The sequence below is a fragment of the Rhodocyclaceae bacterium genome (assembly GCA_020248265.1).
Classification (GTDB): domain Bacteria; phylum Pseudomonadota; class Gammaproteobacteria; order Burkholderiales; family CAIKXV01; genus CAIKXV01.
Map to the genome: position 1 here is coordinate 204,823 of JADCHX010000010.1, position 13,760 is coordinate 218,582.

The 13,760-nt window shown below is 66.9% G+C and carries 15 protein-coding genes; 3 read left to right on the forward strand and 12 right to left on the reverse strand.

What is annotated here, in order from left to right; genetic code table 11:
• Positions 1-122: 122 nt before the first annotated feature.
• On the reverse strand, positions 123-443 hold the full coding sequence (locus tag ING98_10545) for an H-NS histone family protein (protein ID MCA3102305.1): 321 nt from the start codon (positions 441-443) through the stop codon (positions 123-125).
• A 421-nt stretch (positions 444-864) separates the two neighbouring features.
• Between ING98_10545 and mutS the strand changes: the two genes are divergently transcribed.
• Entirely contained in the window at positions 865-3,462 is a 2,598-nt protein-coding gene (gene mutS, locus ING98_10550) for a DNA mismatch repair protein MutS (GenBank protein MCA3102306.1), read from the forward strand.
• A gap of 78 nt (positions 3,463-3,540) precedes the next feature.
• Here mutS and ING98_10555 read toward each other — a convergent pair whose 3' ends face one another.
• Positions 3,541-4,023, reverse strand: coding sequence for a peptidylprolyl isomerase (locus ING98_10555; GenBank protein MCA3102307.1), 483 nt, complete (start codon positions 4,021-4,023; stop codon positions 3,541-3,543).
• A gap of 82 nt (positions 4,024-4,105) precedes the next feature.
• A complete protein-coding gene (locus ING98_10560) occupies positions 4,106-4,597 on the reverse strand; it encodes a peroxiredoxin (GenBank protein MCA3102308.1) in 492 nt (163 codons plus the stop codon).
• An 83-nt stretch (positions 4,598-4,680) separates the two neighbouring features.
• Here ING98_10560 and ING98_10565 point away from each other — a divergent pair, with 83 nt between their 5' ends.
• Positions 4,681-5,826 (forward strand): cupin domain-containing protein, encoded by a 1,146-nt coding sequence (locus tag ING98_10565; GenBank protein ID MCA3102309.1) that lies wholly within the window; start codon positions 4,681-4,683, stop codon positions 5,824-5,826.
• Positions 5,823-6,332, forward strand: a complete 510-nt coding sequence (locus ING98_10570) for a hypothetical protein (protein ID MCA3102310.1) — start codon at positions 5,823-5,825, stop codon at positions 6,330-6,332. Before ING98_10565 ends, ING98_10570 begins: the two co-directional genes overlap by 4 nt.
• A 691-nt stretch (positions 6,333-7,023) precedes the next feature.
• Here ING98_10570 and ING98_10575 read toward each other — a convergent pair.
• From ING98_10575 to fliM, 9 genes are all read right to left on the reverse strand, one after another.
• Positions 7,024-7,800, reverse strand: a complete 777-nt coding sequence (locus tag ING98_10575; protein ID MCA3102311.1) for an MBL fold metallo-hydrolase — start codon at positions 7,798-7,800, stop codon at positions 7,024-7,026.
• A gap of 47 nt (positions 7,801-7,847) precedes the next feature.
• Positions 7,848-8,963, reverse strand: coding sequence for an outer membrane protein assembly factor BamC (gene bamC / locus ING98_10580; protein ID MCA3102312.1), 1,116 nt, complete (start codon positions 8,961-8,963; stop codon positions 7,848-7,850).
• Positions 8,964-9,010: 47 nt separating this feature from the next.
• Positions 9,011-9,913 carry a 4-hydroxy-tetrahydrodipicolinate synthase gene (locus ING98_10585; protein MCA3102313.1) on the reverse strand — a complete coding sequence of 301 codons (903 nt, stop codon included), beginning with the start codon at positions 9,911-9,913 and terminating at the stop codon, positions 9,011-9,013.
• 118 nt (positions 9,914-10,031) lie between these two features.
• On the reverse strand, positions 10,032-10,829 hold the full coding sequence (gene fliR / locus ING98_10590; protein ID MCA3102314.1) for a flagellar biosynthetic protein FliR: 798 nt from the start codon (positions 10,827-10,829) through the stop codon (positions 10,032-10,034).
• Between the two features lie 28 nt (positions 10,830-10,857).
• On the reverse strand, positions 10,858-11,127 hold the full coding sequence (gene fliQ / locus ING98_10595) for a flagellar biosynthesis protein FliQ (protein MCA3102315.1): 270 nt from the start codon (positions 11,125-11,127) through the stop codon (positions 10,858-10,860).
• A complete protein-coding gene (gene fliP, locus ING98_10600) occupies positions 11,124-11,879 on the reverse strand; it encodes a flagellar type III secretion system pore protein FliP (GenBank protein MCA3102316.1) in 756 nt (251 codons plus the stop codon). Before fliP ends, fliQ begins: the two co-directional genes overlap by 4 nt.
• Positions 11,880-11,884: 5 nt before the next feature.
• Positions 11,885-12,307 (reverse strand): flagellar biosynthetic protein FliO, encoded by a 423-nt coding sequence (gene fliO / locus ING98_10605; protein ID MCA3102317.1) that lies wholly within the window; start codon positions 12,305-12,307, stop codon positions 11,885-11,887.
• Entirely contained in the window at positions 12,304-12,768 is a 465-nt protein-coding gene (fliN, locus tag ING98_10610) for a flagellar motor switch protein FliN (GenBank protein MCA3102318.1), read from the reverse strand. Before fliN ends, fliO begins: the two co-directional genes overlap by 4 nt.
• Positions 12,722-13,729, reverse strand: a complete 1,008-nt coding sequence (gene fliM / locus ING98_10615; protein ID MCA3102319.1) for a flagellar motor switch protein FliM — start codon at positions 13,727-13,729, stop codon at positions 12,722-12,724. The genes fliN and fliM overlap by 47 nt, the downstream gene beginning before the upstream one ends.
• Positions 13,730-13,760: the final 31 nt, after the last annotated feature.

Below are 13,760 nucleotides of genomic sequence, written 5' to 3' on the forward strand. Positions count from 1 at the left end.
CCGGCGCGCACCTTGAGCCGCGCCGTTGGCCGCAGCAGTGCAACGTGGCAGGAACTGGTCGAACCCGCGCGCGCCGCCGGATCGATGAATCCGGTCGCCCGTGCAACGGCTGCCTGCGAGTGCTACTTGATCAGGAAATCCTGGCGCTGCCTGCCCGCCGCTTCCGCCTCGCTCAGCCACACCGGCGTCCTGCCGCGCCCGGACCAGGTTTTTCCGGTTTGCGGATCCTTGAACTTTGCAGCGACTGGCGTCTTAGAGCGTGTCTTCCGGGCTGCACCACCTTCGAGTGCGGCACGCAACTCGCCGATACTCACGTCATGTTTGGCCATCATCGCCAGAATGGCCTTTATCGCAGGCTGCTTGTCTTTTTTCTTCAGGATTTCTGCTGTTTTTTGCAGCGCGGCAATGCGCTTTTGCACAGTGGCAAGGCTCAGTTTTGGCATTATGTCGGGGTCGCTTTTGAGAGGATCGGATAGCTTCAGTATATACGCGCCTGCTCTTTATCGAACGAGTCGCCTCGATGGTATCGACGCCATCTGCCGGAAAGTTAAGTGGGAATGAACGAAGTCGGCAAACGGCCGTCGAGTGAGATCTGAGCCGACGATGCTGCCGCATGGACGGTGCACTTCCGCGCCCCGGTGTCGGCGCGAGAACAGAGCGATTCGATTGCCTGAAGTCGATAGCCTCCCGATTGCGCGCTATCTTCCCGGCTGGCTTCGACTATCCTGAGCGAATAGTGAACGACAGACAAAAACCATCCAGCAGCCCCTGCAAGCCGTTTCCATCACCGATCCAGGGGCTTGCAGCTTGAAACCCGGCAAAGACGCCGCGTCGGGCGAATCGGCGAAATCGCCGCATACGCCGATGATGCAGCAGTACCTGCGCATCAAGGCTGGCCATCCGGACGTGCTGCTGTTCTATCGGATGGGCGACTTCTACGAGTTGTTCTTCGACGACGCGCGCAAGGCAGCGCGGCTGCTCGACATCACACTGACGCGCCGCGGTGCGTCCGCCGGCGAACCGATCCCGATGGCCGGGGTTCCCTTCCATGCCGCCGACCAGTATCTCGCCCGGCTGATGAAGCTCGGCGAGTCGGTGGCGATCTGCGAACAGATCGGCGATCCGGCGACAGCCAAGGGTCCGGTCGAACGCAGGGTGACCCGCATCGTCACGCCGGGCACGCTCACTGACAGCTCACTGCTCGAGGACCGGCGCGAAGCCCTGCTCGCCGCGCTGTGGATCGCCGGCCCGCTGGCGGGTATCGCCAGCCTCGACCTGGCCGCCGGCCGCTTCACGGTCACCGAACTGCCGGCCGCCGGCGCGCAGGCCGAAATGGAACGGCTGCGGCCGGCAGAACTCCTGGTCGCGGACGATCTCCCCGCGCCGCTCGCCGAAGCGCTCCAGGGCAGCGCCAGCTCTCCGGTGGCGCTGCGGCGGCTGCCGCCGTGGCACTTCGATGCCGATACCGCACGCCGCGCGCTGTGCGAACAGTTCGGGGTACGCGATCTGTCCGGCTTCGGTGCCGAGCGGCTGACCGTGGCCCTCGGCGCGAGCGGGGCACTGCTGCGCTATGCCCGGGCCACGCAGGACGCGACACTGGCCCACCTGCAGCAATTGCGGGTGGAGGCCCCCTCGGACCTGGTGCGCATCGATCCGGCGACGCGCCGCAACCTCGAGATCACCGAGACCCTGCGCGGCGAGCCTGCGCCGACGCTGCTCTCGCTGCTCGACACCACCCGAACGGCGATGGGCAGCCGCCTCCTGCGCCGATGGCTGCATGCGCCGCTGCGCGACCGCGCTTGCCTCGCACACCGGCACGCGGCAGTGGCCGAGCTGGCCGACCGCACGCCGGCACTGCGCGACTGCCTTGCCCGGTTCGCCGACGTGGAGCGCATCGCGGCACGCATCGCGCTCGCCAACGTGCGCCCGAAGGAGCTCGCTGCGCTGCGCGACAGCCTGGCGCTGCTGCCGGAACTGGCCGCCGGGCTGGCAGGCTGCGGTGCGCCGCGGCTGTGCCACCTGGCCGACGCGTTGGCAGTTCCCGGGCAGCCCGCGCAGATCCTGCACGAACGGCTGGCGGCAGAGCCGAAGGCACAACTGCGCGACGGCGGCGTGATTGCACCGGGCTTCGATGCCGAGCTCGATGAACTTCGCGAGCTGCAGACTGGCGCCGACCGCTACCTGCTCGAGCTCGAGGCACGCGAGCGCGCCCGCACCGGCATAGCCACCCTTCGCGTGGAGTTCAACCGGGTGCACGGGTTCTTCATCGAGGTCAGCCAGGCGCAGTCATCACGGGTCCCCGAAGACTACCGGCGCCGGCAGACAACCAGGAACGCCGAGCGCTACATCACGCCGGAACTGAAGGCCTTCGAGGACCGTTACCTTTCGGCCAACGAGCGTGCGGCAGCACGCGAACGCCTGTTGTTCGAGGCACTGCTCGTCGCACTCGCACCGTCGGTGCCGGTGCTGCAGGTAGTGGCCGCCACAGTCGCGGAACTCGACGTGGTGTCGGCGTTCGCGGAGCGTGCACGCACGCTCGACTGGTGCGCGCCGCAGTTCACCGACGACCCGGTGGTCGAGATCAGTGCCGGCCGGCACCCGATCGTCGAGCAGGGCGTGGACGGCTTCGTCGCCAACGACTGCCGGCTGGACCCGGCACGCCGCCTGCTGCTGATCACGGGGCCGAACATGGGCGGCAAGTCGACCTACATGCGCCAGGTCGCGCTGATCGTGCTCCTCGCCCACGTCGGCTCCTTCGTGCCGGCCAGCGGTGCGCGCATCGGCCCTATCGACCAGATCTTTACGCGCATCGGCGCGGCGGACGACCTCGCGGGAGGCCGCTCGACCTTCATGGTCGAGATGACCGAAGCGTCGAACATCCTGCACAACGCGACCGCGGCGAGCCTGGTGCTGATGGACGAGATCGGCCGAGGCACCTCGACCTTCGACGGGCTGGCGCTGGCCTGGGCGATCGCCCGGCATCTCGCACGCGAGGTCGGCAGCTTCACGCTGTTCTCGACCCACTACTTCGAACTGACCCGGCTCGCGGAAGAACTGCCGGTCATCGCGAACGTGCATCTCGATGCGGTCGAACATGCCGAGCGCATCGTTTTCCTGCATGCACTGAACGAAGGGCCGGCCAGCCGCAGCTACGGGCTGCAGGTGGCCCAGCTGGCCGGCCTGCCCGCGCCGGTGATGCGTGCGGCACGCGCGCGGCTGCATGAACTGGAACAGCAGTCGGTGGGGGCTGGCGAGACGCCGGATCTGTTCCGTCCGCTGGCACAGCTCCACCGGGCCGGTGCAGCCGTGCCGGTTCCGGCTGCGGCGCCGCCCGCCTGCGAACCGGTACCGCTGGCCCTTCTCGAGGCATTGAGCGCGATCGATCCCGATCGCCTCAGCCCCAGGGAGGCTCTCGACCTCGCTTACCGGCTGGTGGAGCTGGCAGCGCCGCTTCGTCGTTGACGGCGCCCCGCCGCGAGAGCCGCGCAGAAGCCCCGGAGCGGGGCGAGGATCGGACCGCCGGGTACCAGCCGCCCGGGATCAGTGGCCGTGGTCGTGCCCGTGCGCTCCATGCGCATGGCCGTGCGTCATCTCTTCGCGGCTGGCCTTGCGCACGGCAAGTACGGTGCAGTCGAAGCGCAACGCCCGGCCCGCGAGCGGGTGGTTGCCGTCGACGGCTACCGTGTCGGCATCGACCGATATGACGCGGTAGATCGCGCTGTGGTGGCCATCGGGAGCGGCACCCTCGAACTGCATGCCCACCTTCACCTCCGGCGGGAAACGATCACGCGGCTCGCTGCGCGTGAGCCCGGGGTCGACCGCGCCGAACGCACGATCGGCCGGAAGGTCGACCAGTACGGCATCGCCCACGCCCTTGCCCTCCAGCGCAGCCTCGACATCCTCGAAGATCTGCTGGAAGCCACCATGCAGGTAGTCGATCTGCTGCGCATCCTCGAGCAGTGCATCCGCAGCGTCGAACAGGCGGTAACGGAGGGAGACGACAGTGTTCTTTGCGATCTGCATGGAAAGGAGTCCGGTGGTTGGGCGGCGATTCGACAGGCGCCGAGCATAGTACGAGCGCAGCGCGTCTGCAGGCGCGGCGGGTTCAGCGCAGCTGCAGCAGTTGCCTGACCCGGTCGAGCATGTCGGCAGCGTGCCCGCGGGCCCCCACGCCGTACATGGCGATACGCACGATGCCCGTCCGGTCGATGAGGAAGCTCGAACGCTGCACTGCCGTGCGCGTGCGCACGACGCCATCCAGGGTTGCCACCGGCTTCTCCTGGGTCACACCGTAGGCGCGCGCTGCATCGAGGTCGACATCGGACAGCAGCCGGACGGCCAGGCCATGACGGTCGCGGAAGCAGCCATGGCTGTCGACATCATCGCGACTGACGCCGAGCACCGTCGCCCCCGCCTGCTGGAATTCATCGAGCCGTTCGCTGAACTCGACCGCTTCGATCGTGCAGCCGGGTGTGTCATCCTTCGGGTAGAAGTACAGTACGACCGCGCAACGGCCGATGAACTGTTCGAGCGCGACGACCTCGAGGTCGGCATCTGGAAGCTCGAACGGCGGGGCGCGGTCACCGGGCTGCAACATCGCGAAACGGATCCTCATCGGTCTCGTGCGGGCATTGCGGCCCATTGTAGCGTCCCGCCCGGACATTCGATCAAGGAACGAAGATGACTGACACCGCGCTCATGCTGCACTGGCCGCGCGGCCTCGATGCCGCGCGGTTCCTGCAACGCCACTGGCAGAAGGAACCGCTGCTGGTGCGCGGGGCGTTTCCCGGGTTGCGCGACGTGCTGCCGAGAAACCGGCTCGCCGCGCTGGCACGCCGCGACGACGTCGAGTCGCGGCTGGTGTCGCATGGGCCCGCGCGCGGCGGCGACCGCTACCGGGTCGACCACGGCCCCCTTGGCCACCGGCAACTGGCCCGCCTCGACCGGCCGGATGCGACCATCCTGGTGCAGGGTGTCAACCTGCATGTGCCCGGGGTCATGCCGGTGCTGGACGCATTCGGCTTCATTCCGCTCGCGCGCCGCGACGACCTGATGGTCAGCGACGCCTCGCCCGGCGGTGGCGTGGGGCCGCACGTCGATTCCTACGATGTGTTCCTGTTACAGGCGCGCGGCCGTCGGCTGTGGCGCATCGCTCGCACGTTCGACGAAACGCCGGTAGAGGATGCGCCGCTGAAACAGCTCGCGCACTTCGAGGCTGAGGATGAATTCCTGCTCGAGCCCGGCGACTTCCTCTACCTGCCCCCCGGTGTTGCCCACGATGGCGTCGCGCTGGATGCATGCGCGACCTGGTCGATAGGCTTTCGCGCCCCCTCTGCGGGCGAGCTGCTGCAGGGCTGGCTGTCTTTCGTCGAGGACCGCTTCGATCGCGATGAACGTTATGCAGACCCCGACCTGCGGGTGCAGCGGTCTGCCGCTTGGCTGTCCGACCAGTTCGTGCAGCGCGCCCGCGACCTGCTCGGCAGCGCGGCCTTCGACGAAGCGATGTTCGAAACCTTCCTCGGCGAGTACCTTACCGAGCCGAAGCCCCATGTACGGTTCCGGGCACCCTCACAGCCGCGGTCGATCGAGGCATTCGCAGCACGACTGCAGCGGCAGCGCATCGTGCTGGTGCCCGCCACTGCAATGCTCCATCGGGGCCATTGCGTGTACATGAACGGCGAATCACGGCCGCTGCCGGCACGTGCCATGCGCAGCGCGGCGCAGCTCGCCGACCGGCGCGAACTCGACCCCGCGGCGCGCACAGACGCTGCATGGATCGAGGCCCTTTACGACTGGTACTGCTCCGGCTACATTGTGTTGCGATGAACGACCCGTTGCCAGGCGCCGACACACCGCCTCCGTCCTACCAGCGGCTCGACACGCTCGCCGACTACGACGCGGCGTTCGACCGGCTGCTCGGCCGGGCACAACGCGAGGTGTGGCTTTTCGATGTGTCGCTGCGTCGTCCGTTCGACCGTCCGCAACGCATCGAATTGCTCGACCGGTTCCTCGCCGGCAACCGTAATGCGCGATTGCGCATCCTGCTGCACGATGCAGGGACGGTACCCGCGAACTGCCCCCGCCTGTGCACCCTGATGCGCCGCTTCAGCGATGCGATGGCGATCTGGCAGACGACGGAGGCAGCGCGCTCGGCAGCCGATCCACTGCTGGTGGTGGACGGACAGCACGCACTGCGCCGGCCGCACCACGCGTCCTCCCGCTCAGTACTGATCATGGACGATCCGATCGCGGTACAACCGTTGCATGAACGGCTCGCTCAGATCCATGATGCATCGGTCCCTGCGGTCGCTTCGACCGTGCTCGGCCTCTGAGGCACGCACGTCCACAGGCTGCGAAGGCCGTTGCATATCCGCCAGCCTGTGTGCATTCCTGCACATCGGCTGTGATAGCATTATCGCGTTCGGTTGGAGTGTACCGAGCAAGCATCGGGCGGCAAGCGGCCTGTCTGAATGTCAGCAGTGACATCCGGATGAACGATCGGTTTCCGATGGCCTTCGAGGGTCGATCGGGAACGTCACCGCGCGGCAGGTCCTGTGTCGCGCCGGTCGGTTTGTCGCGACGCACGCGTGCTCACCCACTCCGAACACTCCGCTCTGCACACAACGACTCCGACTATCGCCACTCACAAGGGAAGAACATGAAAAGCTCGATCCTCATCGCTGTTGCCCTGTCTGCCGTCCTGGTAGGTTGCGGCAAGGAAGAGCCGCCGAAGCCGGCTGCTCCGGCACCGGCACCTGCCGTGACCCCCGCGCCGGCTCCGGCGCCCGCTCCGACCCCTGCGCCCGATGCAGCACCGGCCGCCAGTGGCCCGGCAGCAGACTCCCCGTCGGCAGCACCGGGGGCCGGCCCGGCTCCGATGCCTGGCGCAGATGCAGCCAAGGACGCACCGAAGAAGTGATGTCCGCCAACCCCGTTCATCGGGGCGCGTCGAAAAAACCAGCCGCAGGGCTGGTTTTTTCTTTGGAGCGCCGGGAGCGATGCGCTTGAGGCGCCCCGTACGGCTCACCCGCGTACCGGCGTGATCTCCCGCCAGTCGAGTCCGTCTTCGGTCGCGATGGCGATCCAGTCTCCAGCGCAGCCAAGGGCTGCGGCGAAAGCACTGCGCGCAAGCAGCGCCGTGTTGTTCTTGAGCGACAGGTGCGCAGCCACGACATGCTGCAGCCTGTCTCCAGCGACCGCACCGAGCAGCCGCGCAGCCACGGCATTGGACAGGTGCCCGTAGCGACCGCCGACCCGCTCCTTCAGGAACTTCGGATACGGCCCCTGGCGCAGCATTTCTTCGTCATGGTTGGCTTCCAGCACCAGCGCATCGAGCCCGGAAAACGCAGCGATGACATGCGGTGTGATCGATCCGAGATCCGTGATCACGCCCAGCCGCACAACGCCGTCACCCAGGACGTACTGCACCGGCTCCCGTGCATCGTGCGGCACGGCGACCGGCAGGACCTCGATGTCGCCGATCGAGAGGCGCCCGGACGGTTCGAGTTCCAGCAGGCGGTCGATACCGGCCAGGGCAGCACCCGAGCCTTGCACGGTTCCGTATGTCGCATGAACTGGAATCGAATGGCGGCGAGAGAAGGCTGCTGCCCCGCCGACATGGTCATCATGCTCGTGGGTGACCAGGATCGCGTCGATCGAAGCGGCATCGATCCCCGCCCGCAGCAGCCGGGCGGTGAGGCGATCGGGGCCTATGCCGCAGTCGATCAGGACGCGCGTCTTGCCGGATTCGACCAGCCAGGCATTCCCGGTACTGCCGCTGCCGAGCGAGCAGAACCGCACCGCTCAGCGACCCGGTGTACCCGAGGCCTCCGCCCGGCGGTGCCGGATCAACGCAACTGCTCCAGCAGTACGGTCAGGATGCGCTGAGCTGTCTCGGAGCGATCGGCCGCACCGTCGCGATTGAGCACCTGCACACGGGTGGTTCCGCCCTCGGCATTGCCGACGAGAATACGGAACTGTTCAGCCTTCCGGGGGGGCGTCGCGTCGCCGCGCCAGAACGCGAGTTTCGACAGATAGTCCTCCTTCTGGGGCGCCGCATCGGTATCGGCATAACGGACGAAATAGAGCCCCTTCGACCGGTCGCGATCCTCGACCGTGAAGCCGACCCGGTCCAGTGCCAGGCCGACCCTGCGCCATGCCCGGTCGAAATCATCGGCGACGGACAAGATCGCCGTGCCATCGCTGCCCTTCACGATCTGTGCCCGCGCAGCGACCGGTCCCTTCGATTGCGCGACGTTGGCTTTGGCCACGGCTTCTGGCGCGCCGAACCGGACCATGATCCTTCGCAGCATCTCGGCCTCGAGATCGACGTCGCTCGCCCGCTGCTGCCACCTGAACTCGGGGCTGTTGACGCCGACCTGGACTTCTTCCATGCCGCGATGGCTCACGTAGATCTCGGTGCTGCCGTCCGCCCCACGCTCGAGCCGGGTACGGAATCGATCGCGCGTGCTGGTGGAGCGCGCGCTCGAGATCACGCGATCGAACAGCCCGCGAATGCCGCCTTCGGGCACACGCGGCCGGTTCTCGCTCCAGTCGGTTTCGAGCAGGCCAGCCTCGGGCGTCTCGACCGCCAGCAGGAATCCCGCTTCAAGCCAGAACTGGCGCACCAGCGGCCAGACTTTCTCAGGCGCGTCGGGCACGACCAGCCAGCGCTCGTTGCCGGAACGCTCGATACGCGTCTTCTCGACCTGCGGCAGCACGCTCGTGGAACCTGCCGCCGGCGTGCCCTTGCGCTGCTTGTCGAAGTCGGAAAAGGTCGCGCTTGCGGCGCCGGCGCCGACTTCAGGCACATTGAACCGGGTATCGGCATTGGGCCGCACGAGATCGGGCGGCACCTCGAGCGGGGGAAGGCGGCCGGATTTACGGTAATCGCCGCTCTGGCCATCCAGCAGGCCAGATACGGTCTGGCAGCCACCCAGCCCCAGCGCGGTTGCCAGCACCATGAAGCATCGGGCCCGGGATGCGGCGGACACGCTCGACTTTCGGTACGTCATGAACGGACTCCATTGCCGGTCGCCGGGATGACGCCTGCCTGCTGCAACGCCCCGCGAACGACTTCATGATGAGTGGGCGACAACGGGGTCAGCGGCAGCCGGATGCCGGCTTCTACAAGCCCCATCTGCTGGAGCGCCCATTTCACGGGGATCGGGTTTGCCTCGACGAACAGATGCCTGTGCAGACCGAGCAGGCGATCGTTGACTTCGCGCGCATCGGACACCCGGCCGGCCCGCGCCGCATCACAAAGCGCCCGCATCGCGCGGGGCGCCACGTTTGTCGTGACCGAGATCACACCGTGCATGCCGCAGAACATCGCCGCCATCGCGGTCGCGTCGTCCCCGCTCAGCACGCAGAAGCCGCGTGGTGCCCGCCGCGCGATGTCGGTCGTGCGGTAGAGGTCGCCGGTGGCATCCTTCAGCCCGATGACCCCAGGGACCTCGGCCAGCCGCAATGTCGTATCGACCGACAGGTCGGAGATCGTGCGCGAGGGCACGTTGTACAGCATCAGCGGCAGATCGACGGACTCGGCGATCGTACGGAAGTGCCGATAGAGCCCTTCCTGAGTCGGCTTGTTGTAGTAGGGCACCACCGACAGGCCGGCCGCAGCACCCACCTCGCGGGCAAAACGCGTCAGCTCGACCGCCTCCGAGGTCGAATTCGCGCCGGTGCCCGCGATGATCGGCAGGCGACCGGCGGCGTGCTCGACCGCAGTCCGGATCAGCAGGCAGTGTTCCTCGTAGTCGACGGTCGGGGATTCGCCGGTCGTACCGACGATCACGATCCCCTCCGTTCCCTCCGCGACATGCCAGTCGATGAGCGCACGCAGGCGGTCGAGATCGAGGCTCCCGTCGGGGAACATCGGGGTGACGATCGCCACCAGGCTGCCAGAAAACATGGACGGACTCCCGCCGCGGGAAAACCGCGATTCTACCCAACAGCGCCACCGGCAGGCGGACGTTACAGGACCTTACATGCGCGGCATTGTGCCCCGGACCCGCTCACCCCTTCGGCGGTCAGCGCGGCGGCGCAATCGCGAGGCTGCGCAGCAGCAGGACGAGTGTTTCGACGCCGGCGGAGAACAGCCGGTCCAGGATCGGCAGGAAGTACGGGATCATGAGGTAGATCGACGCGAAACCGACCAGCAGGATGAACGGGAAACCCACGGCGAAGATGTTCATCTGCGGCGCCGCACGCGAGATGATGCCGATCCCGAAGTTGGCGATCAGCAGCGTCGCGATCACCGGCAGCGCCAGCGTGAAGCCGACGAGGAAGATCTGCGCGCCCCATCGCGCATAGGCTGCGAAGCCGTTGCTGTCGAAGCCGAGCGTACCGATCGGCAGGATCCGGAAGCTTTCGATCAGCGTGGACAGCACCAGCGAGTGGCCGTTGATGGACAGGAACACGAGCACCGACATGAGGCCGAGGTACTGCCCGATCACCGGCACCTGCGCCGAGGTCTGCGGATCGAAGAAGGTGGCGAAACCGAGCCCCATCTGCAATCCCATCACCTGCCCCGCCATCTCGACCGCGGCGAAGATCACGCGCACCGCGAATCCGATCGCCACGCCGATCAGCATCTGCTGGGCGAGGATGGCAAGGCCGATCGGCGAGGCGGGCTCCAGCGGCGGCAGCGGCGGGAGGGCCGGTGCGATGGCCACCGAGATCGCGAGGGCCAGGCCGACCTTCAGCCGGACCGGCACCGACCGGTTACCGAGAACCGGATCGGCCGAGATGTAGCCCATCACGCGCACGAACGGATAGAGGTACGTGGCGAGGAGCAGGTTCCACTGTGCCGTGGTCAGTTCGATCATCGCGCGCGGGCCGGTCGGACCGCCGGTCCTACGCGACCAGGCCGGGGATGCTCTCGAACAGCCGGCGCGTGTAGTCGGCCAGCAACTGCAGCATCCAGGGTCCCGCGAGCACGGCGACTGCGAACATCACGAGCAGCTTGGGGATGAACGAAAGCGTCATTTCGTTGATCTGAGTGGCGGCCTGGAACACGCTCACCAGCAGGCCGGTCACCAGCGCGGCGACCAGCAACGGCATCGACAGCATGATCGTGAGCTCGAGGCCCTGCCGCGCGATCGAGATGAAGTCTTCCGGATTCATATCTGGAAGCTGCGCACGAGCGAGCCGATCAGCAGGTTCCAGCCGTCCACCACCACGAACAGCATCAGCTTGAACGGCAGCGAGATGATCACCGGCGAGAGCATCATCATGCCCATGGACATCAGCACGCTCGCCACGACCATGTCGATCACCAGGAACGGGATGAAGATGACGAACCCGATCTGGAACGCGGTCTTCAGTTCACTGATGATGAACGCAGGCACCAGAACCTTCAGCGGGACCTCCTCCGGCCCCTGCAGCGGCGGCGTGTTGGACAGGCGCACGAACAGTGCGAGATCCGACTCGCGCGTCTGCTTCAGCATGAAGTCACGGAACGGCGCCACCCCACGCTCCGCCGCGGTCATCAGATCGATCTGGTTCTGGGAGAAAGGCAGGTATGCATCGCGGTAGGCCTTCTCGAAGGCCGGTGCCATCACGAAGAAGGTCAGGAACAGCGCGAGGCCGATCAGCACCTGGTTGGGCGGTGCCTGCAACGTGCCGATCGCCTGCCGCAGCAGCGACAGCACGATGACGATACGGGTAAAGGCGGTCATCATCAGCACCGCGGCCGGGATGAACGTCAGCGCGGTGAGGAACAGCAGCGTCTGGATGGTGAGCGAATACGTCTGTGCGCCGCCGGCACCCGGCGTCGAGGTGACCGCTGGCAGTCCCTGCGCCGATGCACCGATCGCCGCCAGCCCCAGCCCCGCAGCCAGCGCCGCAAGGGCCACCCGGCGGGTGCAGTCGCGCACCGCGCTCAACGCGGGGGCCTGCCGCCAGCCAGCAGGCGCTTCAGCCAGGCCGGATCGAACGACTGGCCCGCCGCCGATGACCCCGCGTCTGCGGTGCCCCTCGGCACGGTCTGCAGCAGGTTCACGCTGCCGGCGGCGACACCCAGGATCAGCCACTGCTCGCCGACCTCGACCACCACCAGCCGCTCACGCGGACCGACCATCACGCCGCCGACCACGCGCAGCAACCCGCCGGCGCTCTGTGACGGACCGATACGGCGCAGAAGCCAGCCGGTGGCGACGATCGCGGCGAGCACCAGCGCGAGTCCGAGCAGCACCTGCAGCAGTCCGGCGAAGGTCACCGGCGACGGCGGCAGCGCATCTGCTGCATGCACGATGCCGACGGCCGGGCCGAGCGCCATGCACAGCAGCGCGCGCGCCAGGCTCATCGGTTCAGTCGCCGCAGGCGCTCTTCGGGCGTGATGATGTCGGTCAGGCGGATGCCGAACTTCTCGTTCACCACCACCACCTCGCCCTGCGCGATCAGGCAGCCATTGACCAGCACGGTCATCGGCTCGCCCGCCATGCCGTCGAGCTCGATCACCGAACCCTGGGCGAGCTGGAGAAGGTTGCGGATCTGAATCTTCGTGCGCCCCAGTTCGACGGTGATCATCACCGGGATGTCGAGGATCATGTCGAGGTTGCCCGAAGGCCCCCCCGGCGCATCGTTCTTCAGCTGAGGAAACGCGGCTGGCTGGGCCAGGTCGCCCGGCGCGGGTGCACTGGTTTCCTGCTCGGCCAGCGCGGCAGCCCAGTCATCGGCGCTGATGTCTTCGCCACCGCCAGTCGCGTCGGATCCCGGTTCAGCCACCGCCGCCACTCCCGTCGCGTATCGCCACCGTCGGCGCATTGACGAAGCGGTTCACCTTGAGCGCGTAACGGCCCTCGGTGATGCCGTAAGAACAGTCGAGCACCGGTATGCCATCGATATCCGCGACGATCGAGGCCGGCATATCGAGGCCGATCACGTCCCCGACCTCCAGTTGCATCAGGTCTCGCAGCGTCACCGTGGCAGTACCGAGATTTGCGACAAGGTCCACCTCCGCGTCCTGGATCTGGCGCTTGAGCATCGTGACCCAGCGAGCATCCGTCTCGCCGCGATCTGCCTGCATGCCACTGTAGATAAGGTCGCGCAGCGGTTCCAGCATAGCATAGGGCATGCACACGTTGAACTCGCCCCCGCCGGACCCGAGGTCTATGGTGAACGTGGAGACCACCACCACCTCGGTCGGGGTAGCGATGTTGGCGAACTGCGTGTTCATCTCGGACCGGACATACTCGAACTTGAGCGGTTGCACCGAATGCCACGACTTCTCGAAGTCGGCGAACGACAGCCTGAGGATGTTCTGGATGATGCGCAGTTCGGTGGCCGTGAAATCCCGCCCCTCGACTCGCGTGCGAATCTTGCCGTTGCCGCCGAACAGGCAATCGATGATCTGGAACACGAGGTTGGGGTCGAGCACGAACAGCGCCGTGCCGCGCAGCGGCTTCGCATGCACCAGGTTCAGGTTGGTCGGGACCGGCAGGTTGCGGGTGAAGTCGCTGTACTTGATGACCCGCACCGGGCCGACCGAAATCTCGGGCGAACGCCGGAGGTAACCGTAGAGCGAGATCCGCAGCAGTCGGGCGAAGCGCTCGTTGATGAGTTCCAGTGTGGGCATCCGCCCGCGGACGATGCGCTCCTGCCGGCCGATGTCGTACGGCCGCACGCCTTTCGACGAGTCATCGCCGACCGGCCGCTCTTCCGTGTCGCCGGATACGCCGCGCAGCAGCGCGTCGACTTCGTCCTGGGAGAGTATGTCTTCTGCCATCGTTTGCGCTGGACGTCGGCTGGCTGGAGAG

What these genes read in the sequence shown, in the direction of transcription:
- mutS (MCA3102306.1), top strand. Translation starts at nt 865, where the DNA reads ATGATGCAGCAGTACCTGCGCATCAAGGCTGGCCATCCGGACGTGCTG.
- bamC (MCA3102312.1), bottom strand. Translation starts at nt 8,963, where the DNA reads ATGGTGCTGGCAACCGCGCTGGGGCTGGGTGGCTGCCAGACCGTATCT.
- fliM (MCA3102319.1), bottom strand. Translation starts at nt 13,729, where the DNA reads ATGGCAGAAGACATACTCTCCCAGGACGAAGTCGACGCGCTGCTGCGC.
- fliN (MCA3102318.1), bottom strand. Translation starts at nt 12,768, where the DNA reads ATGCGCCGACGGTGGCGATACGCGACGGGAGTGGCGGCGGTGGCTGAA.
- ING98_10555 (MCA3102307.1), bottom strand. Translation starts at nt 4,023, where the DNA reads ATGCAGATCGCAAAGAACACTGTCGTCTCCCTCCGTTACCGCCTGTTC.
- ING98_10570 (MCA3102310.1), top strand. Translation starts at nt 5,823, where the DNA reads ATGAACGACCCGTTGCCAGGCGCCGACACACCGCCTCCGTCCTACCAG.
- ING98_10560 (MCA3102308.1), bottom strand. Translation starts at nt 4,597, where the DNA reads ATGTTGCAGCCCGGTGACCGCGCCCCGCCGTTCGAGCTTCCAGATGCC.
- ING98_10545 (MCA3102305.1), bottom strand. Translation starts at nt 443, where the DNA reads ATGCCAAAACTGAGCCTTGCCACTGTGCAAAAGCGCATTGCCGCGCTG.
- ING98_10585 (MCA3102313.1), bottom strand. Translation starts at nt 9,913, where the DNA reads ATGTTTTCTGGCAGCCTGGTGGCGATCGTCACCCCGATGTTCCCCGAC.
- fliQ (MCA3102315.1), bottom strand. Translation starts at nt 11,127, where the DNA reads ATGAATCCGGAAGACTTCATCTCGATCGCGCGGCAGGGCCTCGAGCTC.
- fliR (MCA3102314.1), bottom strand. Translation starts at nt 10,829, where the DNA reads ATGATCGAACTGACCACGGCACAGTGGAACCTGCTCCTCGCCACGTAC.
- ING98_10565 (MCA3102309.1), top strand. Translation starts at nt 4,681, where the DNA reads ATGACTGACACCGCGCTCATGCTGCACTGGCCGCGCGGCCTCGATGCC.
- fliO (MCA3102317.1), bottom strand. Translation starts at nt 12,307, where the DNA reads ATGAGCCTGGCGCGCGCGCTGCTGTGCATGGCGCTCGGCCCGGCCGTC.